This window comes from Shewanella khirikhana, assembly GCF_003957745.1.
GTDB lineage: Bacteria > Pseudomonadota > Gammaproteobacteria > Enterobacterales > Shewanellaceae > Shewanella > Shewanella khirikhana.
In genome coordinates this window covers 2,421,229-2,446,141 of the sequence record NZ_CP020373.1, presented here as the reverse complement: position 1 = coordinate 2,446,141, position 24,913 = coordinate 2,421,229, and the positions used below count along the sequence as shown (strand labels likewise).

Annotated in this window: 6 protein-coding genes; 5 read left to right on the top strand and 1 reads right to left on the bottom strand. The window is 59.0% G+C overall.

The genetic code is table 11. The features are described 5' to 3' along the window. Positions 1-7 precede the first annotated feature (7 nt). Both bamB and der read left to right on the top strand, forming a co-directional pair. Positions 8-1,195 carry an outer membrane protein assembly factor BamB gene (gene bamB / locus STH12_RS10640; protein ID WP_126167528.1) on the top strand — a complete coding sequence of 396 codons (1,188 nt, stop codon included), beginning with the start codon at positions 8-10 and terminating at the stop codon, positions 1,193-1,195. Positions 1,196-1,275: 80 nt separating this feature from the next. After that, positions 1,276-2,742 (top strand): ribosome biogenesis GTPase Der, encoded by a 1,467-nt coding sequence (gene der / locus STH12_RS10635; protein WP_126167527.1) that lies wholly within the window; start codon positions 1,276-1,278, stop codon positions 2,740-2,742. 66 nt (positions 2,743-2,808) lie between these two features. Here the strand turns inward: der and xseA are convergent, their stop codons facing one another. Continuing rightward, a complete protein-coding gene (gene xseA, locus STH12_RS10630; protein ID WP_126167526.1) occupies positions 2,809-4,152 on the bottom strand; it encodes an exodeoxyribonuclease VII large subunit in 1,344 nt (447 codons plus the stop codon). Positions 4,153-4,272: 120 nt separating this feature from the next. Between xseA and guaB the strand changes: the two genes are divergently transcribed. The 3 genes from guaB to STH12_RS10615 all read left to right on the top strand — a co-directional run bounded on the left by guaB (position 4,273) and on the right by STH12_RS10615 (position 24,771). Then, complete coding sequence (gene guaB / locus STH12_RS10625; protein ID WP_126167525.1) at positions 4,273-5,739, top strand: IMP dehydrogenase; 1,467 nt, start codon at positions 4,273-4,275, stop codon at positions 5,737-5,739. A gap of 96 nt (positions 5,740-5,835) precedes the next feature. Next, the gene (gene guaA, locus STH12_RS10620; protein WP_126167524.1) at positions 5,836-7,413 is read left to right on the top strand and encodes a glutamine-hydrolyzing GMP synthase; all 1,578 of its coding nucleotides are present in this window, start codon (positions 5,836-5,838) and stop codon (positions 7,411-7,413) included. A gap of 777 nt (positions 7,414-8,190) precedes the next feature. Next, positions 8,191-24,771 (top strand): Calx-beta domain-containing protein, encoded by a 16,581-nt coding sequence (locus STH12_RS10615; RefSeq protein WP_164551187.1) that lies wholly within the window; start codon positions 8,191-8,193, stop codon positions 24,769-24,771. Positions 24,772-24,913: the final 142 nt, after the last annotated feature.

The following is a 24,913-nucleotide window of genomic DNA, read 5'->3' as shown; positions in this document are numbered from 1 at the left end:
TTCGCCGATGAAGTCTTGGTGTAAAAACCTGCTGGCCGCTGGCCTGAGTTTGGCCGTGCTGTCTGCCTGTTCTTCCAACGATGTGGAAGAGGAGCCGGTCAGCGAACTGAAAGAGCTCAATGCGACCGTATTCCCGGAAGTCAACTGGAGCACCAGTGTGGGTGATGGAGTAGGCGACTACTATTCGCGCCTGCGTCCTGCGGTGGAATACGGCAAGATTTTTGTTGCAGACCGTGATGGTCTGGTGGTGGCGTTCGAAGAAGAAACCGGTAACAAGGTTTGGGAAGCGGATTTCAGCAACCTGTTTAAAGACCGCTTGCTCGGTAAAAACAAAGGTGCCCGCCTGGCAGCTGGTATCACAGTAGCCCGTAACAAGGTGTTTGTAGGCGGCGAAAGTGGCCTGCTGGCTGCGCTCGATGCCGAAACCGGCGAAGTCGTCTGGAGTGCCCAGGCCTCCGGCGAACTGCTGTCTGCCCCTGCGGTTGGTGACAACACTGTGGTGGTAAACGCGAGCTCGGGTTCACTGGATGCGTTTGACGTAGACACCGGCGAGAAGCGCTGGAGCTATGAAAACGCGCTGCCCAACCTGACCCTGCGCGGCACAGGTTCGGCGGCATTCCAGGCCGGTGGTTTCTTTGTGGGTACCGCCGATGGCAAAGTGGCCGTGGTGATTAAAGACAACGGTCAGGCCGCTTGGGAGCAAGCCATTTACACCCCTAAGGGTGGTAACGAATTCAGCCGCATGGCCGACGTGGATATGACGCCGCTGCCAGTTGGTGAAAACCTGTATGCAGTCAGCTACAACGGCAACCTGGTGGCCATGGAAATGCGCTCCGGTCGTATTTTGTGGTCACGCAAGTACTCCAGCTTCAACGAGCTGGCTGCCAGTGGCGTGCAGTTGTATCTGGTGGGCGACAGCAGCCGTATTTACGCGGTAGACCGTCGCAACGGCCTGGAGCTGTGGAGTAATTCCGAGCTGGCCAATCGCGAACTGACCTCGCCAGCTGTGGTGGGTAACTACCTGGTAGTAGGTGATTTCGAAGGCTATCTGCACTTTATCGACCGTAACGACGGCAGCATTGCCGGTCGTATCGAAATCGACAGCGACGGCCTTTACAGCCAGCCGCTGGTTATCGATGGTAAGATATACGTACAGGGCCGCAGCGGCAAAGTGGCCCGCATCGTACTTCCTTAAGTCAAGGTTTAACCTTGCCAAGCCCCTGGAAGTACGTTCCGGGGGCTTTTTATTGAAAAGATTGTAATAGAGGCAAACACATGATCCCTGTAGTGGCCCTGGTGGGTCGCCCCAATGTGGGCAAATCGACCCTGTTCAACCGACTCACGAGAACCCGGGACGCCTTGGTAGCGGACTATCCGGGGTTGACCCGTGACCGCAAATACGGCCGTGCTTACCTGTCCGGCTACGAATTTATTGTGGTGGACACCGGCGGTATCGACGGCACCGAAGAAGGCATCGAGACCAAGATGGCCGAGCAGTCACTGGCAGCTATCGAAGAGGCCGATGTAGTGCTGTTTATGACCGACGCCCGCGCCGGTTTGACCGCCGCCGACCTCGCCATTGCCCAGCACCTTCGCAGCCGCGAAAAGGTCACCTTTGTGGTGGCCAACAAGGTGGATGGTATCGATGGTGATTCAGCCTGCGCCGAGTTTTGGCAGCTGGGTCTGGGTGAGGTATACCAGATGGCGGCGGCTCAGGGCCGCGGCGTAACCGGCATGGTGGAATATGCGCTGGCACCTTTTGCCGAGGCCATGGGCATCACCCGCGACGGCGAGGAAGAAGAAAGCCCTGCCGAGCGTTTCTACACCGAAGAAGAAGCCGAAGCCGAACAGCAGCGTTTGATGGAGCAGCCCATCAAGCTTGCCATCATAGGTAAGCCCAATGTGGGCAAGTCGACCCTGACCAACCGCATTCTGGGTGAAGAGCGGGTGGTAGTGTACGACCAGCCTGGCACCACCCGTGACTCTGTGTACATTCCCATGGAGCGCGATGGCCGTAACTACGTGCTTATCGACACCGCTGGTGTGCGTCGCCGCGCCCGGGTGCATGAGGTTATCGAGAAGTTCTCGGTGATTAAGACCCTCAAAGCGGTTGAAGATGCCAACGTGGTGCTGCTGGTGATTGATGCCCATGAAGGCATTGCCGAGCAGGATCTGGGTCTTTTGGGCTTTGTGCTCAACGCTGGCCGCGCGCTGGTGATTGCGGTGAACAAGTGGGATGGCCTGGATCAGAACGTGAAAGACCGTGTGAAAACCGAGCTTGACCGTCGCCTTGGCTTTATCGATTTTGCCCGTATTCACTTTATTTCGGCGCTGCACGGCACAGGTGTTGGTCACTTGTTCGAGTCTATCGAAGAGGCTTACGAGAGTGCTACCCGCCGCGTGGGTACCGCCATGCTGACCCGTATCATGCAGATGGCCCAGGACGATCACCAGCCACCTATGGTGAATGGTCGCCGGGTGAAGCTCAAGTACGCCCACGCCGGTGGTTACAACCCGCCAATTGTGGTGGTACACGGCAACCAGGTGAGCAAGCTGCCGGACTCCTACAAGCGCTACATGATGAACTACTACCGCCGCTCGCTTAAAGTGGTGGGTACGCCTATCCAGCTGCGCTTCCATGAAGGGGATAACCCGTTCGAAGGCAAGAAGGAAAAGCTGACCATGAGCCAGGAGCGTCGCCGTAAGCGGATGATGAGCCATATCAAGGCCAAGAAGTCCTGATAGTAGCCATCCAGCAAAAAGCCGGGCAATGCCCGGCTTTTTTGTGTCCAATTTTTGCGGTTGAGATTAGTCGGTAAACACCTGGATCACTTCGGCGCTGAAGCGGCCGGATTTGAGCTGGGTTTCTACTTTGTCGCCCGGGTTTAAGTTGGCAGCCGATTGCAGCACCTTGCCATCGATGTCCTTGGTAATGGCGTAGCCCCGTGACAGGGTGGACAGCGGCGATACCGCTTCGAGCTGATGGGCAAACCTGCCAAGGCGGCTGTGGGCGTCTTCCAGGGCGTCTTTCAGCGCCGCGTGCAGCCTTGCATCGAGATAGCCAAGGCGCTGGGCTTCAAGGCGCAGCTTTTGCGCCGGAGACTGGCGCTCAAGCCTTGCTTTCAGTCTCTCGATCAACATGGCTTCGCGGGCAAGGCGTTTGTCCATGGCGGCGCCGAGGCGCAGCTCCAGTTCATCGAGGCGCTGAATTTGCTGGCCCAGTGCCCGTTTGGGATCCTGCCTGTCGAGCCTTGCCTGTAAGGCGGCGAGCCTGGCCTGGCTGCCAAGCAGATAATGGCGCCAGCTTTGCTGCAACCGCGAGAAGGTGGCCGCAAGCTTGTGGCTTTTATGGCTCTGATCGCCTGAAAGCAGCTCGGCGCCCGCCGAGGGGGTGGGGGCGCGCAGATCGGCCACATAATCGGCGATGCTGGTGTCCACCTCGTGACCCACGGCGCTCACTATGGTCAGGGCGCTGTTGTAGATGGCATGGGCCAGGGCTTCGCTGTTAAAGCACCACAGATCTTCGAGGCTGCCGCCGCCGCGGGTAAGCAAGAGGACATCCACCTCAAGCCGCGCATTGGCAAGCTCGATCGCGCGAATAATTTCCCTGTCAGCGTCTTTGCCCTGCACGGCGGTGGGATAAATCACCACTTCTATGCCAGGGTCTCGGCGCTTTAATACGTGCAGCACATCGCGTATCGCGGCGCCGGTGGCAGAGGTGATAACCCCGATGCGGCGAATGGATTCAGGTAATGGCCGTTTGGTTTCCAGCGCAAACAGGCCTTCGGCGGCCAGTTTCATCTTCAGCGCTTCAAACTGGGCTGCCAGCATGCCATCGCCCGCGGGGAACATGGCATCAATCAGCAGCTGATAGTCGCCCCTGGGCTCGTACACGCTGATGCTGCCGCGCACCAACACCTGTTGGCCGTTGGCTGGGCGAAAGGTGACTGTGCTGTTGCGGCCTTTGAACATGGCGGCGCGGATTTGCGAGTGGTTGTCTTTTAAGGTCAGATACCAATGGCCGGAGGAGGGCGAGGAGAAATTGGAGATCTCGCCGCTGAGCCAAATCCGGCCCAATTGCCCTTCCAATAACTGCCGTACTTCGCCGTTGAGGCGAGAGACGGTATAAACATCATTTTTAGGGACTTGCATTGAAATTTCCGGGCAAATGGTAATTTTTCACAATTTTGCATTTACCGACCCCCACTTGCAAGGTATAATGCCGCCGCAATATTTCACCTCTACTTATCCTACCCAAGGGGAGATGTTGCAATGCTACGTTTAATCAAAGAAGCGCTGACTTTTGACGATGTGTTACTGGTCCCAGCGCACTCTACAGTCCTCCCTAATACCGCAATCCTCAAGACTCGACTGACTCAAAAAATCGAGCTCAACATTCCTTTGGTGTCTGCCGCCATGGATACCGTGACTGAAGCCCGCTTGGCAATTGCCATGGCTCAGGAAGGTGGTTTGGGCTTTATTCATAAAAACATGAGCATCGAGGCCCAGGCTGAAGAAGTCCGTAAGGTTAAAATCTACGAAGCCGGTGTGGTACAGGACCCTGTGACAGTGACTCCGGGCACCACTCTGGCTGAGCTGCGCAAGCTCACCGAGCGTAACGGCTTTGCCGGTTACCCCGTGGTGAACGAAGCCAACGAACTGGTAGGCATCATTACTGGCCGTGACGTACGCTTTGTGACCGACTGGTCCAAAACCGTACAGGAAGTGATGACGCCAAAAGATCGTCTGGTGACAGTGCCTGAAGGCACCAAGCTGGAAGACGTGCAAAAGCTGATGCATACCAACCGTATCGAAAAGGTACTGGTGGTTGATGACAGCTTCTGCCTTAAAGGTCTTATCACAGTGAAAGACTTCGAAAAGGCTGAGCGTAAGCCAAACGCCTGTAAAGACGAACTTGGTCGTCTGCGTGTGGGCGCAGCCGTGGGCGCAGGCCCTGGCAACGAAGAGCGTGTTGATGCCCTGGTGAAAGCCGGCGTTGACGTACTGCTTATCGACTCTTCCCACGGTCACTCTGAAGGCGTGCTGCAGCGCATTCGCGACACCCGTAACAAGTACCCTGAACTGCAAATCATCGGTGGCAACGTGGCCACGGCCGAAGGCGCGCTGGCGCTGGTTGAAGCCGGTGTAAACGCGGTGAAAGTGGGGATTGGTCCAGGCTCTATCTGTACCACCCGTATCGTGACCGGTGTGGGCGTACCACAAATCACTGCGGTGTCTGACGCTGCCGAAGCCGTGAAGCATCTGGGTGTACCTGTGATTGCCGACGGCGGTATCCGCTTCTCCGGTGACCTGGCCAAGGCGCTGGCTGCCGGTGCGTCGTGCATCATGGCAGGCTCTATGTTTGCCGGTACCGACGAAGCCCCGGGTGAAACCGAGCTGTATCAGGGCCGTGCTTACAAGTCATACCGCGGCATGGGTTCCCTTGGCGCCATGAGCCAGGGTTCGTCTGACCGTTACTTCCAGAGCGACAACGCCGCCGACAAGCTGGTACCTGAGGGTATCGAAGGTCGCGTGCCTTACAAGGGCAAGCTCAAGGAAATCATTCACCAGCACATGGGCGGTCTGCGTTCCTGTATGGGCCTCACCGGCTGCGCTACCATCAAAGAACTGAACGAAAAAGCCCAGTTCGTGAAGGTGACCTCCGCCGGTATGGGCGAGTCCCACGTGCACGATGTGACCATCACCAAAGAAGCCCCTAACTATCGTACCGGTGGCTGATTGAAAAGGGCGGCCCCGGGTCGCCCTTGCTGTACCTGATGTCCGGGCCTTTGGGCGCCGGAACAAGATAAATGCCAAATGAGATAAAGGTTTTCCATGAGCAACATTCATGAGCACAAGATACTTATTCTGGATTTCGGCTCTCAGTACACTCAGCTGATCGCCCGCCGTATTCGTGAAATCGGTGTGTATTGCGAACTCTGGGCCTGGGATGTGACCGAAGCACAGATCCGCGAATTTGCCCCTAACGGTATCGTTCTGGCCGGTGGCCCTGAGTCGGTAACCGAAGAAAACTCTCCCCGCGCCCCCGAGTACGTGTTTAACGCCGGTGTGCCTGTGCTGGGTATTTGCTACGGCATGCAGACCATGAGCGAGCAGCTGGGCGGCAAGGTTATCCAGGGTGTTGGCGAGCGTGAGTTCGGTTATGCCCAGGTGGAAGTGCTGAGCGACAGTGCGCTCTTGCGTCACATCGAAGACGGCATTTCCGATGCCGGTAAGCCGCTTTTGGACGTGTGGATGAGCCACGGTGACAAGGTGTCGGCCATCCCCGAAGGCTTTGTGGCCGTCGCCAAAACCGAAACCTGTCCGTTTGCCGTGATGGCCAACGAAGACAAGAAGTTCTACGGCGTACAGTTCCACCCCGAAGTGACCCACACCCGTCAGGGCAAACGCATGCTGGAACACTTTGTGATGGACATCTGTGGTTGCGATAACAAGTGGCAGCCAGCCTCCATCATCGAAGATGCGGTAGAGCGTATCAAGGCTCAGGTGGGCGACGATGAAGTGATCCTCGGCCTCTCCGGCGGTGTGGATTCATCCGTAACAGCCATGCTGCTGCACCGCGCCATCGGCAAGCGTCTGACCTGCGTATTCGTTGACAATGGCCTGCTGCGCCTCAACGAAGCCAAGCAGGTAATGGAAATGTTCGGCGACCACTTTGGTCTCAACATTGTTCACGTTGACGCCGAAAACCGCTTCCTCGAGGCCCTCAAGGGCGAAAACGACCCTGAAGCCAAGCGTAAGATCATCGGCCGCGTATTCGTGGAAATCTTCGATGAAGAAGCTTCCAAGTGCGTGAACGCCAAGTGGCTGGCCCAGGGCACCATCTACCCTGACGTGATTGAATCTGCAGGCAGCGCCACCGGCAAAGCCCATGTGATCAAGTCGCACCACAACGTGGGCGGTCTGCCGGATGACATGGAGCTGGGCTTGGTAGAACCGCTGCGTGAACTCTTCAAAGACGAAGTGCGTAAGATTGGTCTGGAACTCGGCCTGCCTTACGACATGCTCTATCGCCACCCATTCCCAGGCCCAGGTCTTGGCGTGCGTGTACTTGGCGAAGTGAAGAAAGAGTACTGCGATCTTTTGCGCCGCGCCGATGCCATCTTCATCGAAGAGCTGCACCGCGCCGATCTGTATAACAAGGTCAGCCAGGCGTTCACCGTGTTCCTGCCGGTTCGCAGTGTGGGCGTGATGGGCGATGGCCGTAAATACGACTGGGTTGTGTCGCTGCGCGCCGTGGAAACCATCGACTTTATGACTGCACACTGGGCACACCTGCCATACGATTTCCTTGGCCGCGTATCCAACCGCATCATCAACGAAGTCGACGGCATCTCCCGCGTCGTGTACGACATCTCCGGCAAGCCACCTGCGACCATCGAGTGGGAATAATTGCTGAGTAAAAGCGGCTGAGTTAATCACCGCCAATAATAAAGGCCGCCAATGGGCGGCTTTTTTATTGCCTGTGCAGCGCCCTTGTAGGTTATGAACTGCAATGAGGTCGAAAATGCTGCTTTTATTTGCACTTTTTAGTCTGGCTGACCGCTTCGAGTTACTACGCTACAACTTCCGCCTTATTTGCTCAGCAGACCAGTGTGGATTGATTGGGTTTTTAGAATATCCCACTGGCTTTTCTTTTTTATACCAACAAAATCGCTGAATTCGATATTGGCCGCTGCATTATTCATGTATCTATCGATGGCAAGCACGCAACTGGCCAAGGTTTCTGGTGTGTTTGTACCACTCCCGCTAAGTGACATCGTCTCCAAATGCCCGCAGAGCAAAGCTTTGGGCGCAGCGTTTACTTTTCTGGCGTCCCACTGGCTTACAAATCAACACAGTTATCCGGTTTCCCTTCGTTACCGCACAAGTGGCTCTCTTTTACCGGCGAGCTGTTTCTTACACAGTCTGCAAACAAAATATACAGAATGTCGTTCATTATTTTTGCAAATATTTCGGGTGTTTAGTGGTGTCGTCAATAAATTGACACAATGTGGCTCTACTGTTAGATTTCGCGTATAAGTGGATTAAAATCCTTAAAAATCAATATTTACAGTATAAAGTTCTGTTTGTTGCCCAAGAGTAAGAGTCGCTTTGCTTTTCAAAGATGGTAACGGAAGAACCTATGGTCGAACACAACGTGGGGGTAGTGTTATGGGTTTATTTGTCATGCAAAAGACAGGCTTACTGAAGTTTGTCGACGGGCAGATAAAGATGGATGCTGATGGGGCTGCCAAGGCCGTATCAGTCGGGGATACCATTCCAGAAGGGGCTGTGCTGCTGATCGCAGACAACACCCGTTTCGAGATGGTGTTAAACGATGGCTCCCTGTTGGTCGGCGCTGATGCCGAGTCCCAGGGGGTGATGACGCTTATCGAAGAAGAGGCGGTAGACCCGAATACCCTCAGTGAAATCAAGACCCTGCAGGAGCAAATTCGCGCAGGCGACGACCCGACCGAAGACTTGCCCGATACCGCTGCAGGTAATGCACCGGCCAATCAGGGTGATTCAGGCTATGTGAGTCTGGCTCGTACCGGCAGCGAAACGCTGGCCGCTGCGGGTTTTGATACCACAGGCGAAGCGCCAGGCGCTGTTGCTGCTGTGGTCGAACCACAATTGCCCGGCGATTACGCGACTGCTGCCCTGAATGATGAAGTAACCGTTGAAGAAGGTGCGGTTGCCAGTGGCAACGTGCTCAGCAACGATGTGGATATCGACTCCAGTCTGAGCGTGGCCACCTTTGAAGTGGAGGGCAGTACCTATACTGCGGGCACCTCTGTGGTGCTGGCTGGTGGCGTGCTGATTATCAATGCCGACGGCAGCTTCACCTTTACCCCCAACGAAGACTGGAATGGCACAGTTCCCGTTATCACATACACCACCAACACAGGCGCGACCGCGACGCTGACCATCAATGTGACTCCGGTGGATGACCCAACCACAGCGGTGAACGATGTGGTGACCGTGGCCGAGGATACGGTTGCCACAGGCAATGTGCTGGATAACGACTCTGATATCGACTCTGAGCTCAGTGTGGTGAGCTTCGAAGTTGAAGGTAATAACTACGGCGCAGGCAGCAGTGTTGAACTGACCGGCGGCGTGCTGATTATCAATGCCGACGGCAGCTACAGCTTTACCCCCAACGCCGACTGGAATGGCACAGTTCCCGTTATCACCTACACCACCAACACGGGCGCTACCGCTACCCTGACCATCAACATTACCCCGGTTGAAGACGGTGCGCCCATAGTGGTGATTAACACCGATGCCAACAACGATGGTTTCATCAGCAATGAAGAGCTGGGCGGCGCGACTACGGTCAATGTCACCATTGATATTACCCCAACCGGCGCCATTGCCGGTGACACCCTGACGGTGAATGGAGTCGATATTGTCCTGACCCAGGAAGATATTGATAACGGCTTTGTGAACATGGACTTGCCATCACCAGGCGAGGGCGAAACCATCACTGTGGTGGCCACAGTGACCGATCAGGCCGGCAATGAATCACCCCAGGGCAGCGATGCTGCTTTGCTGGATACCACGCCCCCCGTGATAACCGTGGATGCGCCGGATAACAGCAACGACACCACCCCGACCATTACCGGTACCACTGATGCCGAGCCTGGCAGTACAGTTACCATCATCATTACCGACAGCGAAGGTGGCACCCAAACCCTGACCACCACGGTGAATGAAGACGGCACCTATGCGGTGGATGTGACAGACCCGCTTCCAGAAGGCGGCTATACCGCCGATGCCAGTGTGACCGACCCGGCTGGCAACACTGCCACCGACAGCGACGATGGCAGCGTGGATATCACCCCGCCGGTGATCACCGTCGATGCACCCGACAATACCAACGACACCACGCCTGTGATCACGGGTACCACGGATGCCACCCCCGGCAGTACGGTCACTATTATCATTACCGACAGTGAAGGCGGCACTCAAACCCTGACTACCACAGTCAACGAAGACGGCACCTACGAGGTTGAAGTGACCGATCCGCTGCCTGGTGGTAATTACACCGCCGATGCCAGCGTGACCGATGCTGCCGGTAATACCGCTACCGATACCGATGATGGCAGCGTGGATGCCACTGCGCCCACCATTATCGTAGAAGCGCCCGACAATACCACCGATGACACCCCCACCATCACAGGTACCACGGACGCCGACCCGGGCAGCACAGTGACCATTGTCATTACCGACAGTGAAGGCGGCACCCAAACCCTGACCACCACGGTCAACGAAGACGGCACTTATTCTGTCGATGTGGCCGAGCCGCTGCCAGAGGGCGGCTATACCGCCGATGCCAGCGTCACCGACACCGCCGGTAACACAGGCACCGACAGCGACGATGGTGATGTGGTTTACCCTGAAGTCATCATCAGTGCCAATCAAACTGACGTGAGCGAAGGCGACAGCGCAAGCTTTACCGTGAGCCTGGATCAGGCTGCCACCGAAGATGTTACCGTCAGCTTCAGCTATTCCGGCACCGCCGCCGATGGCAGCGACTTTACCGGTGTGGTCAGCGTGGTGATCCCTGCCGGTCAAACCAGCGTGACCGTGGATATCGCCACCATCGACGATACCATCTACGAAGGCAGCGAAGACTTCACCATCAGCATCAGCGGCGTAAGTGGCGGCAACGCCACCATTGGCGCGAACAGCAGCGCCAGCACCAACATTGTTGACGATGGCACAGGCCCAGGTCCTAACCCCAACGACGACCGGCCAACCCTGTCGGTGACCGATGCCGGTGAAGTGAGTGAGGGCAGCGATGCCATCTTCACCGTCGGGCTTTCCAATCCCACTGAAGCACCACTGACCATCAACCTCGGGCTGAACCTCGGCAGCGCCGAAGCGACTGATCTTGGCACCATGACTGTCACCTACGTGGACGGCAACGGCCAGACCCAAACCTTAACCGTGGCTGCCAATGGCGATGTGACTGTTCCCGCGGGTGTCACCAGCCTGACCGTGACCGTGGCCACCACCCAGGACAGTGTTTACGAAGGCGACGAAACATTCAGCCTGCAGGTGACCGAAAGCGGTGGCATTACCACCAACGGCGCCACCGGCGTGAGCGGTGATGCCACCATCGTTGATGATGGCTCGGTGACCCCACCGGGCGGCGGCACGGCGGATGATGACCGTCCGACTTTGTCAGTCACTGATGCCGGTGAAGTGAGTGAAGGCAGTGATGCGGTGTTCACCGTGGGCCTCTCTAATCCAACCGAAGCGCCACTGACCATCAATCTCGGCCTCAACCTCGGCAGCGCCGAAGCGACCGATCTTGGCACCATGACCGTTACCTATGTGGACGGCAATGGCCAGACCCAAACCCTGGCGGTCGATAGCAGCGGGAACGTCACTATCCCCGCGGGCGTGACCAGCCTGACCGTGACCGTGGCTACCACCCAGGACAGCGTCTACGAAGGCGACGAAACCTTCAGCCTGCAGGTGACTGAAAGCGGTGGTATCACCACCAATGGCACGGCCGGTGTCACTGGCGATGCCACCATCGTCGATGACGGCTCAGTGACCCCACCGGGCGGCGGCATGGCGGATGATGACCGTCCGACCCTGAGCGTGACCGATGCCGGTGAAGTGAGTGAGGGCAGCGATGCCATCTTCACTGTGGGCCTCTCTAACCCCACTGAAGCGCCACTGACCATCAACCTGGGTCTGAACCTCGGCAGCGCCGAAGCGTCTGATCTTGGCACCATGACTGTCACTTACGTGGACGGCAATGGCCAGACCCAGACCTTAACTGTGGCCGCCAATGGCGATGTGACTGTTCCCGCAGGCGTGACCAGCCTGACCGTGACCGTGGCCACCACCCAGGACAGCGTCTACGAAGGCGACGAAACCTTCAGCCTGCAGGTAACTGAAACTGGCGGTATCACCACCAACGGCGCCACCGGCGTGAGCGGTGATGCCACCATCGTCGATGATGGCTCGGTGACTCCACCGGGCGGCGGCACGGCGGATGATGACCGGCCAACCCTGTCGGTGACTGATGCCGGCGAAGTGAGTGAGGGCAGCGATGCGGTGTTCACCGTGGGCCTCTCCAACCCCACCGAAGCACCACTGACCATCAATCTGGGGCTGAACCTCGGCACTGCCGAAGCGACTGATATTGGCACCATGAGCGTCACTTATGTGGACGGCAATGGTCAGACCCAGACCTTAACCGTGGCCGCCAATGGCGATGTGACTGTTCCCGCAGGGGTGACCAGCCTGACCGTGACCGTGGCCACCACCCAGGACAGCGTCTACGAAGGCGATGAAACCTTCAGCCTGCAGGTGACCGAAGCCGGCGGTATCACCACCAATGGCGCCACCGGTGTCACTGGCGACGCCACCATCGTCGATGATGGCTCGGTGACCCCACCGGGCGGTGGCACGGCGGATGATGACCGGCCGACCTTGAGCGTCACCGATGCCGGTGAAGTCTCGGAAGGCAGTGATGCGGTGTTCACCGTGGGCCTCTCTAACCCCACCGAAGCGCCACTGACCATCAATCTCGGCCTCAACCTCGGCAGCGCCGAAGCGTCTGACCTTGGCACCATGACCGTTACCTATGTGGACGGCAACGGTCAGACCCAGACTCTGGCGGTAGATAGCAGCGGGAATGTCACCATTCCTGCGGGCGTGACCAGCCTGACCGTGACCGTGGCCACCACCCAGGACAGCGTTTACGAAGGCGATGAAACCTTCAGCCTGCAGGTAACCGAAGCCGGTGGTATCACCACCAATGGCGCCACTGGCGTGAGCGGCGATGCCACCATCGTCGATGACGGCTCGGTGACCCCACCGGGCGGCGGCATGGCGGATGATGACCGTCCGACCCTGAGCGTGGCCGATGCCGGTGAAGTGAGTGAGGGCAGCGATGCCATCTTCACTGTGGGCCTCTCTAACCCCACTGAAGCGCCACTGACCATCAATCTCGGCCTCAACCTCGGCAGCGCCGAAGCGACCGACCTTGGCACCATGACCGTCACTTATGTGGACGGCAATGGCCAGACCCAGACTCTGGCGGTCGATGGCAGCGGTAACGTCACCATCCCCGCAGGCGTGACCAGCCTGACCGTGACCGTGGCCACCACCCAGGACAGCGTCTACGAAGGCGATGAAACCTTCAGCCTGCAGGTGACCGAAGCCGGTGGCATTACCACCAACGGCGCCACTGGCGTGAGCGGCGATGCCACCATCGTCGATGACGGCTCAGTGACCCCACCGGGCGGCGGCATGGCGGATGATGACCGTCCGACCCTGAGCGTGGCCGATGCCGGTGAAGTGAGTGAGGGCAGCGATGCCATCTTCACTGTGGGCCTCTCTAACCCCACTGAAGCGCCACTGACCATCAACCTGGGGCTGAACCTCGGCAGCGCCGAAGCGTCTGATCTTGGCAGCATGAGCGTCACTTACGTGGACGGCAATGGCCAGACCCAGACCTTAACTGTGGCCGCCAATGGCGATGTGACTGTTCCCGCAGGCGTGACCAGCTTGACCGTGACCGTGGCCACCACCCAGGACAGCGTTTACGAAGGCGATGAAACCTTCAGCCTGCAGGTAACCGAAAGCGGTGGCATTACCACCAACGGCGCCACCGGCGTGAGCGGTGATGCCACCATCGTCGATGACGGCTCGGTGACTCCACCGGGCGGCGGCACGGCGGATGATGACCGTCCGACCCTGTCAGTGACCGATGCCGGTGAAGTCTCGGAAGGCAGTGATGCGGTGTTCACCGTCGGCCTCTCCAACCCCACCGAAGCGCCACTGACCATTAACCTGGGGCTGAACCTCGGCACTGCCGAAGCGTCTGATATTGGCAGCATGAGCGTCACTTATGTGGACGGCAACGGCCAGACCCAGACCCTGGCGGTCGATGGCAGCGGTAATGTCACCATCCCCGCGGGCGTGACCAGCCTGACCGTGACCGTGGCCACCATCCAGGACAGCGTCTACGAAGGCGATGAAACTTTCAGCCTGCAGGTAACCGAAGCCGGTGGGATCACCACCAATGGCGCGACTGGCGTGAGCGGTGACGCCACCATCGTCGATGACGGCTCAGTAACCCCACCGGGCGGCGGCACGGCGGATGATGACCGTCCGACTTTGAGCGTGACCGATGCCGGTGAAGTGAGTGAGGGCAGCGATGCGGTGTTCACTGTTGGGCTAAGCAACCCCACCGAAGCGCCACTGACCATTAACCTCGGCCTCAACCTCGGCACTGCCGAAGCGACCGACCTTGGCACCATGACCGTCACTTATGTGGACGGCAATGGCCAGACCCAGACTCTGGCGGTCGATGGCAGCGGTAACGTCACCATCCCCGCAGGCGTGACCAGCCTGACCGTGACCGTGGCCACCACCCAGGACAGCGTCTACGAAGGCGATGAAACCTTCAGCCTGCAGGTGACCGAAGCCGGTGGCATTACCACCAACGGCGCCACTGGCGTGAGCGGCGATGCCACCATCGTCGATGATGGCTCGGTGACCCCACCGGGCGGCGGCACGGCGGATGATGACCGTCCGACCCTGTCGGTGACCGATGCAGGAGAAGTGAGTGAAGGCAGTGATGCGGTGTTCACCGTGGGCCTCTCCAATCCCACCGAAGCGCCACTGACCATCAACCTGGGGCTGAACCTCGGCAGCGCCGAAGCGACCGATATTGGCACCATGAGCGTCAGCTATGTGGACGGCAATGGTCAGATCCAGACTCTGGCGGTAGATGGCAGCGGTAACGTCACCATCCCCGCAGGTGTCACCAGCCTGACCGTGACCGTGGCCACCACCCAGGACAGTGTTTACGAAGGCGATGAAACCTTCAGCCTGCAGGTAACCGAAGCCGGTGGTATCACCACCAATGGCGCCACTGGCGTGAGCGGCGACGCCACCATCGTTGATTCCCTGGCGCAGCCAGGTGTCTCGATCAGCGACGCAGGCACCATTAATGAAGGCGACATTGCTGCTTTCACTGTCACACTGAACGCAGTGTCTGAAGCCGACACCGAGGTCAAACTGACCCTGAATGCCGGTGATACCGATGCGGCCGACATGGGCAACCTGGAATACTTCGACGGTAGCACCTGGCAAGCGGTACCGGCCGATGGCATCGTGACCATTCCGGCGGGCAGCACCAGTCTGCAGCTGCGGGTCCAGACCACCGACGACAGCGTCTATGAAGGCGCCGAGAACTTCAGCGTCACCGTGACCGGCCAGACCGGCGTCACCGGCACCGATACCGGCACCGCGACCATCGTTGATGACGGCTCCGGCCCGGGTCCGAACCCGGACGATGACCGTCCGAGCGTCACTATCAGTGATGCAGGCAGTGTCAACGAAGGCAGTATCGCCAGCTTCACGGTGAGCCTGAGCGCCGCCGCAGCCACCGACACCGAGGTCAAGCTGACCCTCAATGCCGGTGACACCGATGCGGCCGACATGGGCAACCTGGAATACTTCGATGGCACCACCTGGCTGGCGGTACCGGCCGATGGCATCGTGACCATTGCGGCGGGCAGCACCAGTCTGCAGCTGCGGGTGCAGACCACCGATGACAGTGTCTATGAAGGCGCCGAGAACTTCAGCGTCACCGTGACCGGCCAGACCGGCGTCACCGGCACCGATACCGGCACCGCGACCATCGTTGATGACGGCTCCGGCCCGGGTCCGAACCCGGACGATGACCGTCCGAGCGTCACTATCAGTGATGCAGGCAGTGTCAACGAAGGCAGCATCGCCAGCTTCACGGTGAGCCTGAGCGCCGCCGCAGCCACCGACACCGAGGTCAAGCTGACCCTCAATGCCGGTGATACCGATGCGGCTGACATGGGCAACCTGGAATACTTCGATGGCACCACCTGGCTGGCGGTACCGGCCGATGGCATCGTCACCATTCCGGCGGGCAGCACCAGTCTGCAGCTGCGGGTCCAGACCACCGATGACAGCGTCTATGAAGGCGCCGAGAACTTCAGCGTCACCGTGACCGGCCAGACCGGCGTCACCGGCACCGATACCGGCACCGCGACCATCGTTGATGACGGCTCCGGCCCGGGTCCGAACCCGGACGATGACCGTCCGAGCGTCACTATCAGTGATGCAGGCAGTGTCAACGAAGGCAGTATCGCCAGCTTCACGGTGAGCCTGAGCGCCGCCGCAGCCACCGACACCGAGGTCAAGCTGACCCTCAATGCCGGTGACACCGATGCGGCCGACATGGGCAACCTGGAATACTTCGATGGCACCACCTGGCTGGCGGTACCGGCCGATGGCATCGTGACCATTGCGGCGGGCAGCACCAGTCTGCAGCTGCGGGTGCAGACCACCGATGACAGTGTCTATGAAGGCGCCGAGAACTTCAGCGTCACCGTGACCGGCCAGACCGGCGTCACCGGCACGGATACCGGCACCGCGACCATCGTTGATGACGGCTCCGGCCCGGGTCCGAACCCGGACGATGACCGTCCGAGCGTCACTATCAGTGATGCAGGCAGTGTCAACGAAGGCAGCATCGCCAGCTTCACGGTGAGCCTGAGCGCCGCCGCGGCCACCGACACCGAGGTCAAACTGACCCTCAATGCCGGTGATACCGATGCGGCCGACATGGGCAACCTGGAATACTTCGACGGCACCACCTGGCAAGCGGTACCAGCCAATGGCATCGTCACTATTCCGGCGGGCAGCACCAGTCTGCAGCTGCGGGTCCAGACCACCGATGACAGCGTCTATGAAGGCGCCGAGAACTTCAGCGTCACCGTGACCGGCCAGACCGGCGTCACCGGCACGGATACCGGCACCGCGACCATCGTTGATGACGGCTCCGGCCCCGGCCCGAACCCGGACGATGACCGTCCGAGCGTCACTATCAGTGATGCGGGCAGTGTCAACGAAGGCAGTATCGCCAGCTTCACGGTGAGCCTCAGCGCCGCCGCGGCCACCGACACCGAGGTCAAGCTGACCCTCAATGCCGGTGATACCGATGCGGCCGACATGGGCAACCTGGAATACTTCGACGGCACCACCTGGCTGGCGGTACCGGCTGATGGCATTGTGACCATTGCGGCGGGCAGCACCAGTCTGCAGCTGCGGGTGCAGACCACCGATGACAGTGTTTATGAAGGCGCCGAGAACTTCAGTGTCACCGTGACCGGCCAGACCGGCGTCACCGGCACCGATACCGGCACGGCGACCATCGTCGATGACGGCTCCGGCCCCGGCCCGAACCCGGACGATGACCGTCCGAGCGTCACTATCAGTGATGCAGGCAGTGTCAACGAAGGCAGCATCGCCAGCTTCACGGTGAGCCTCAGCGCCGCCGCGGCCACCGACACCGAGGTCAAGCTGACCCTCAATGCCGGTGATACCGATGCGGCCGACATGGGCAACCTGGAATACTTCGACGGTACCAATTGGCTGGCGGTACCGGCCGATGGCATCGTCACTATTCCGGCGGGCAGCACCAGTCTGCAGCTGCGGGTGCAGACCACCGATGACAGTGTTTATGAAGGCGCCGAGAACTTCAGCGTCACCGTGACCGGCCAGACCGGCGTCACCGGCACGGATACCGGCACCGCGACCATCGTTGATGACGGCTCCGGCCCCGGCCCGAACCCGGACGATGACCGTCCGAGCGTCACTATCAGTGATGCAGGCAGTGTCAACGAAGGCAGCATCGCCAGCTTCACGGTGAGCCTGAGCGCCGCCGCAGCCACCGACACCGAGGTCAAGCTGACCCTCAATGCCGGTGATACCGATGCGGCTGACATGGGCAACCTGGAATACTTCGATGGCACCACCTGGCTGGCGGTACCGGCCGATGGCATCGTGACCATTCCGGCGGGCAGCACCAGTCTGCAGCTGCGGGTCCAGACCACCGATGACAGCGTCTATGAAGGCGCCGAGAACTTCAGCGTCACCGTGACCGGCCAGACCGGCGTCACCGGCACCGATACCGGCACCGCGACCATCGTTGATGACGGCTCCGGCCCGGGTCCGAACCCGGACGATGACCGTCCGAGCGTCACTATCAGTGATGCAGGCAGTGTCAACGAAGGCAGTATCGCCAGCTTCACGGTGAGCCTGAGCGCCGCCGCAGCCACCGACACCGAGGTCAAGCTGACCCTCAATGCCGGTGACACCGATGCGGCCGACATGGGCAACCTGGAATACTTCGATGGCACCACCTGGCTGGCGGTACCGGCCGATGGCATCGTGACCATTGCGGCGGGCAGCACCAGTCTGCAGCTGCGGGTGCAGACCACCGATGACAGTGTCTATGAAGGCGCCGAGAACTTCAGCGTCACCGTGACCGGCCAGACCGGCGTCACCGGCACGGATACCGGCACCGCGACCATCGTTGATGACGGCTCCGGCCCGGGTCCGAACCCGGACGATGACCGTCCGAGCGTCACTATCAGTGATGCAGGCAGTGTCAACGAAGGCAGCATCGCCAGCTTCACGGTGAGCCTGAGCGCCGCCGCGGCCACCGACACCGAGGTCAAACTGACCCTCAATGCCGGTGATACCGATGCGGCCGACATGGGCAACCTGGAATACTTCGACGGCACCACCTGGCAAGCGGTACCAGCCAATGGCATCGTCACTATTCCGGCGGGCAGCACCAGTCTGCAGCTGCGGGTCCAGACCACCGATGACAGCGTCTATGAAGGCGCCGAGAACTTCAGCGTCACCGTGACCGGCCAGACCGGCGTCACCGGCACGGATACCGGCACCGCGACCATCGTTGATGACGGCTCCGGCCCCGGCCCGAACCCGGACGATGACCGTCCGAGCGTCACTATCAGTGATGCGGGCAGTGTCAACGAAGGCAGTATCGCCAGCTTCACGGTGAGCCTCAGCGCCGCCGCGGCCACCGACACCGAGGTCAAGCTGACCCTCAATGCCGGTGATACCGATGCGGCCGACATGGGCAACCTGGAATACTTCGACGGCACCACCTGGCTGGCGGTACCGGCTGATGGCATTGTGACCATTGCGGCGGGCAGCACCAGTCTGCAGCTGCGGGTGCAGACCACCGATGACAGTGTTTATGAAGGCGCCGAGAACTTCAGTGTCACCGTGACCGGCCAGACCGGCGTCACCGGCACCGATACCGGCACGGCGACCATCGTCGATGACGGCTCCGGCCCCGGCCCGAACCCGGACGATGACCGTCCGAGCGTCACTATCAGTGATGCAGGCAGTGTCAACGAAGGCAGCATCGCCAGCTTCACGGTGAGCCTCAGCGCCGCCGCGGCCACCGACACCGAGGTCAAGCTGACCCTCAATGCCGGTGATACCGATGCGGCCGACATGGGCAACCTGGAATACTTCGACGGTACCAATTGGCTGGCGGTACCGGCCGATGGCATCGTCACTATTCCGGCGGGCAGCACCAGTCTGCAGCTGCGGGTGCAGACCACCGATGACAGTGTTTATGAAGGCGCCGAGAACTTCAGCGTCACCGTGACCGGCCAGACCGGCGTCACCGGCACGGATACCGGCACCGCGACCATCGTTGATGACGGCTCCGGCCCCGGCCCGAACCCGGACGATGACCGTCCGAGCGTCACTATCAGTGATGCGGGCAGTGTCAACGAAGGCAGTATCGCCAGCTTCACGGTGAGCCTCAGCGCCGCCGCAGCCACCGACACCGAGGTCAAGCTGACCCTCAATGCCGGTGATACCGATGCGGCCGACATGGGCAACCTGGAATACTTCGACGGCACCACCTGGCTGGCGGTACCGGCTGATGGCATTGTGACCATTGCGGCGGGCAGCACCAGTCTGCAGCTGCGGGTGCAGACCACCGATGACAGTGTTTATGAAGGCGCCGAGAACTTCAGTGTCACCGTGACCGGCCAGACCGGCGTCACCGGCACCGATACCGGCACGGCGACCATCGTCGATGACGGCTCCGGCCCCGGCCCGAACCCGGACGATGACCGTCCGAGCGTCACTATCAGTGATGCAGGCAGTGTCAACGAAGGCAGCATCGCCAGCTTCACGGTGAGCCTCAGCGCCGCCGCGGCCACCGACACCGAGGTCAAGCTGACCCTCAATGCCGGTGATACCGATGCGGCCGACATGGGCAACCTGGAATACTTCGACGGCACCACCTGGCTGGCGGTACCGGCCGATGGCATCGTCACTATTCCGGCGGGCAGCACCAGTCTGCAGCTGCGGGTGCAGACCACCGATGACAGTGTTTATGAAGGCGCCGAGAACTTCAGCGTCACCGTGACCGGCCAGACCGGCGTTACCGGCACGGATACCGGCAGCGCCACTATTGTGGATACAGCCGATCTGCCCGTGGTGAACTCGGTGGTAGGCAATACGGTCGTTGAAGGTCAGTCAAACACCTTTGTGGTGACTTTGAGTAACGCCAGTACCACAGCAACCTCAGTTACCCTGGCGCTTAGCAGCGACAGCGCCACTGTGGGCACAGATACCGGCACCACCTACATGGTGAGCTTCGACAATGGCGCCACATACACAGCCGTGATCGGCAGCACTGTGACTGTGCCTGCGGGGGCGAGCAGCTTCCTGGTGCAGGTGGCAACCCTTGACGACACCATCTTTGAAGGCAGTGAGCAATATCGCCTGAGCGCGACCGCCAATGGCACCGGCGCCAGCGGCATTGCTACTATCACCGACAATGACAGTGCCCCTGTGGTCGGCAGCATCGTCGGCAACACTGTGGTGGAAGGTGATGTAAACACCTTTACGGTAACAACCGGCAATACCTCCACCACAGACACAGTGCTGAATCTGACGCTGGCGAATGGTACCGCCGTGAAGGGCGCCGACTACACAGGCAATCAGGTCACAGTGGTTATCAATGGTGTAAGCCAAACGGTTTCGGTTGCCGCCAACGGCAGCTTCAGCGTGACATTGCCTGCCGGGCAAAACAGCTTCCAGGTGCTGGTACAGACCAAGCAGGATTCGGCAGCCGAGCCTACCGAAACCTATACCCTAAGTTCAGGTTCTGTCACCGGCACAGCCACCATTATCGACAACGATATCCATGGCGGTGGCTCAGTAAATCTGGCGCTGCAGGATGCAGATACTAAAGGCAGCAATCAGGACACTGCGACCCAGTCACTGTCGTTTACTGCCAGTGGCGCGGCCGATGTCACCGGCTTCAGCTTCGGTTCAACCGCAGGCATCACGGTATCGGGCTTGAACGGCAACTTTGTCTGGACCCAGGATGCCGCCACCGGCAACCTCATCGGCAGCATCGGCGGGGTACAGATGGTAATTCTGTCCCTGAGCGGCTCAGGCATTGGGGCAGGTGAGACCGGCAGTGTCAGCGTCACCGCGACCTTGCTGGACGATCTCCAGCATCAAAGCAGCCCGAATGCTGATGAGGTCGTGGTGTCGGGTATTCAGGTTGTCGCGACAGACTCGCTTGGCAGCACAGCAACAGGCACAGTGGCTATTACTGTGACTGACGACAATAACCAGGCTAATGATGATAACGGCAGCGTCAGTATCATTCAGGACAGCTTCCTGGTGTCGGGTATTGTTGCCGATTGGAAAGTACCTACAGGCGGTTCAAACATTGATCGGTTTGATGGCACCAGCAACCCCAATGGTGGTGGTTTGGATAACGACAGCGGCCTTGATCAGCTGCGTTGGGGTAACCCAACATCCACCTATAAATCGGGTTACGGTTTTATCGACAATGACGCGGCACTGTCGGGCTCTTTGGGGCTGAATGAGGACATAGTGCTGGGTACCTTTACCCACTACAACTGGCCTACTGCAGCTGGCACGGCAATTACGGCCGCATCCATGGACGTCACCTTCTCGGTAACCGACTCCTATGGTGTGGTCACGCCGGTCACCCTGACCGTTGACTTTGCCCATGACGAGACGACCAACAATCCGAACGATCCTGAAGCCTCCAAGGACATAGTGACCGTCAGTCAAACCAGTGTGACCTTCAACTATGAAGGCGCTTTCTACACCCTGCAGGTGATAGGTTTCAGAGATCCTGTGACCGGTCAGGTGGTTACCGAAATTCGCACTGCCGAAAACGCTGCCTCCAGCTATGAGCTTGTGGTGCGTGTGGTTGCAGGCGATGGCTATGAGCTGCCATCAACCAGCGGCAATGTGCTGACCAACGATGTTATTGGTGCCGATGACACCATTACCCTGATTGGGGTGCAGGCGGGCGACCACAAGGCCGATGGCGTGAGTGGCAATGTGGGGACGCAGATCGTTGGCCAATATGGTGTGCTGACACTCTACAGCGACGGCTCTTACGACTATCAGGTCACCGTCAATAACAGTGATATCCCACAAGGGGCGGTAGATACCTTTACCTACACTGTGCTGGACGGCGACGGCGACGAGAGCAGCGCGCTGCTGAATATTGACCTGAATAAGGTTGATTTCCAGCAGGTTAAAGCGAACCTGGATACCAAAACCGGTCTGGAAGACGGTGGGCCTATCGAAGGTAACGTGCTGGACAACGATGGTGATAACAACACCGACGTTGTCAGCTTCAAGGTTGCCGGTGACAGCAGCGAGTACGCGCCTGGCGCCCGTTTGCAGCTGGCTGAAGGTGAGCTGACCCTGAATGCCGATGGCAGCTATATCTTCAAACCTGCGGCCGACTGGAATGGTACTGTGCCTTCAGTCACTTACACGACCAACACGGGTGCAAGTGCGGCCTTGATTATTCAGGTTACGCCGGTTGATGATGCCAGTGTGCTTGCCCCAGACAGCAAGACCATCAATGAGGATCAGACCGCTACCGGTAACGTGCTGACCAATGACACCGATGTTGACAATACCTTGTCAGTGACCAGCTTCCAGGTTGCCGGCAGTAACACAGTCTACACCGCGGGTTCAACCGCTCATGTGTTGGCGGATGGGGTGCTTACCCTTAACAGCAACGGTAACTACAGTTTTGTGCCTAACAACAACTGGAATGGCACCGTGCCTGAGATCACGTACACCACCAATACCGGCAGTACTTCGACCCTCAATATCACAGTCAATGCCGTGGCCGATGCGCCTGTGCTGACGGTAGGAAACTACACCAGCGTTGCCGCCATCAACTTTGAAGACGTGAGCTTCAATGGTCCCTGGGACGGGGTTGTGGCCAATGAGATTTCCGGCCTCAATACCATAGGCACCTGGTACACCAGCAACGCCAATGGTCAAATCGAAGTCGGTTATGAGAAGACGTATCTTGGTGGCACCTCCACCAATAAGGTGATGGAAATTGAATTCCATAACGGTGACAAAACCCTCTACACCGATATGTCTCTCGAGGCTGGCCGTTTCTATGAGCTTGGCTTTGATATCGCGGCACGTAACACCACAAGCAGTGGTTTGACGGTGAAACTGGTGCCATTGGATGCCAATGGTCAGCCGCTGCTTGCCGAGGCGATTACGCTGTATGACTACAATCCGACCTCGACGGCCTGGCTGCTCGATCAGAAGGTGACGCTGCCGGTGAATGCCACAGGTAACTATCGCCTGCTGTTTGAAGCCGATAACGCCGACTCGGTAGGCGCCATTCTGGATAACCTGTCGTTCAGTGCAGTCGATAACTACGGCTACAAAGACGACTTTATCAAACTCGGCAACATAGGTTCGTCTTTGGTGGATGCTGACAACTCAGAGAGTCTGAGTGTCCAACTCCAGGGGCTGCCTGTTGGCGCTGTGCTGAAGGATGCCAATGGCAATCAGGTTACCGTAGACGCCAATGGCAGCGTTGATATTACCGATTGGGATAAATCCAGTCTGCAAATCAAGGTGACCACTCAGGGCAACTATACGGCGACGGTCGTGGCCACCAGTGTGGAGTCATCCAATCAGGATACCGCGCAAAGCAGCGTAGACTTCCAAATCACTGTGCTTGGTGCCAACCCAGTGATGGGGGATATAGGTCTTAAATCCTTGCAGCTTAACCAGATGCAAGACAACAGCCTCCTGGCTGCACGGTCACTGATGAGTGAGTCATCCACAGAGCCGCTGCAGGGTTCTGAACCGGCCCATGCAGACGCTGAAAAGGCGGCGCAGTTGGCCTTCGGTGCGCCAGAGGTTGCTGACACCCCTGAGGCTTCAACCGTCCAGCAAAGCACGGCTTCCGGTGAGTTTACCGTGGCAAAAGAAGTGGCTGATGCCCTGGATGACAGCCAGCCACTTGCCCCAGACAATGCCATGCTCGTTAACAGCTCTGCGCCGCAGGACGCTGCCCAGAATGGTGATCCCGGACAAGCCAGCAATGGTGACTCCGGCCTGGTTGACGGCTCACTGCTTATTCAGGATGGCAGCACCATTGTGGGGCTGGGTGATGAGGTGTTCCACGGCACCGACGGCGCCGACACCTTTGTGTGGAAGGCCGGTGATACGGGCACTGACCATATCATCGACTTCGACCTGGCAAACGATAAGCTCGACCTGAGCGATCTGCTGCAAAACGAAGAGCATCACAGCCTCGAGGATTACCTCAGCTTCGATATTGTCGACGGTTCCACCACCATCGCCATTGACGCCAATCTCGACGGCAAGGTCGATCAGCGCATCGTGCTCGATGGCGTGGATCTGGCCGAGCAGTATGGTCTGGATGTCAACGATGAGAGCGGCATCATCAACGGCCTGATTGGCAACGGCGATGGTCCGCTGATTGTGGATACCGATGCAGGGGACTTCCAGCCCGTGGGCCGCATGCTGTCACTGGAAGATGAAAACAAGGGCGACATTCTGCCCTGATGCTGCAACCTGTTAGCTGCCGGACCATGACGTCATGGTCCGGCACGCCGTTTTCAGGCATTCAAGCAACGTCCCAAACATAAAGGCGTGAGCGACAGGCAAAGCTTTACTCTGATAACCAGAATACCAATTCAAAGAACCC

Excerpts from the sequence above, each read along its gene's own strand:
- bamB (WP_126167528.1), top strand. The coding sequence starts at position 8 with ATGAAGTCTTGGTGTAAAAACCTGCTGGCCGCTGGCCTGAGTTTGGCC.
- der (WP_126167527.1), top strand. The coding sequence starts at position 1,276 with ATGATCCCTGTAGTGGCCCTGGTGGGTCGCCCCAATGTGGGCAAATCG.
- xseA (WP_126167526.1), bottom strand. The coding sequence starts at position 4,152 with ATGCAAGTCCCTAAAAATGATGTTTATACCGTCTCTCGCCTCAACGGC.
- guaB (WP_126167525.1), top strand. The coding sequence starts at position 4,273 with ATGCTACGTTTAATCAAAGAAGCGCTGACTTTTGACGATGTGTTACTG.
- guaA (WP_126167524.1), top strand. The coding sequence starts at position 5,836 with ATGAGCAACATTCATGAGCACAAGATACTTATTCTGGATTTCGGCTCT.
- STH12_RS10615 (WP_164551187.1), top strand. The coding sequence starts at position 8,191 with ATGCAAAAGACAGGCTTACTGAAGTTTGTCGACGGGCAGATAAAGATG.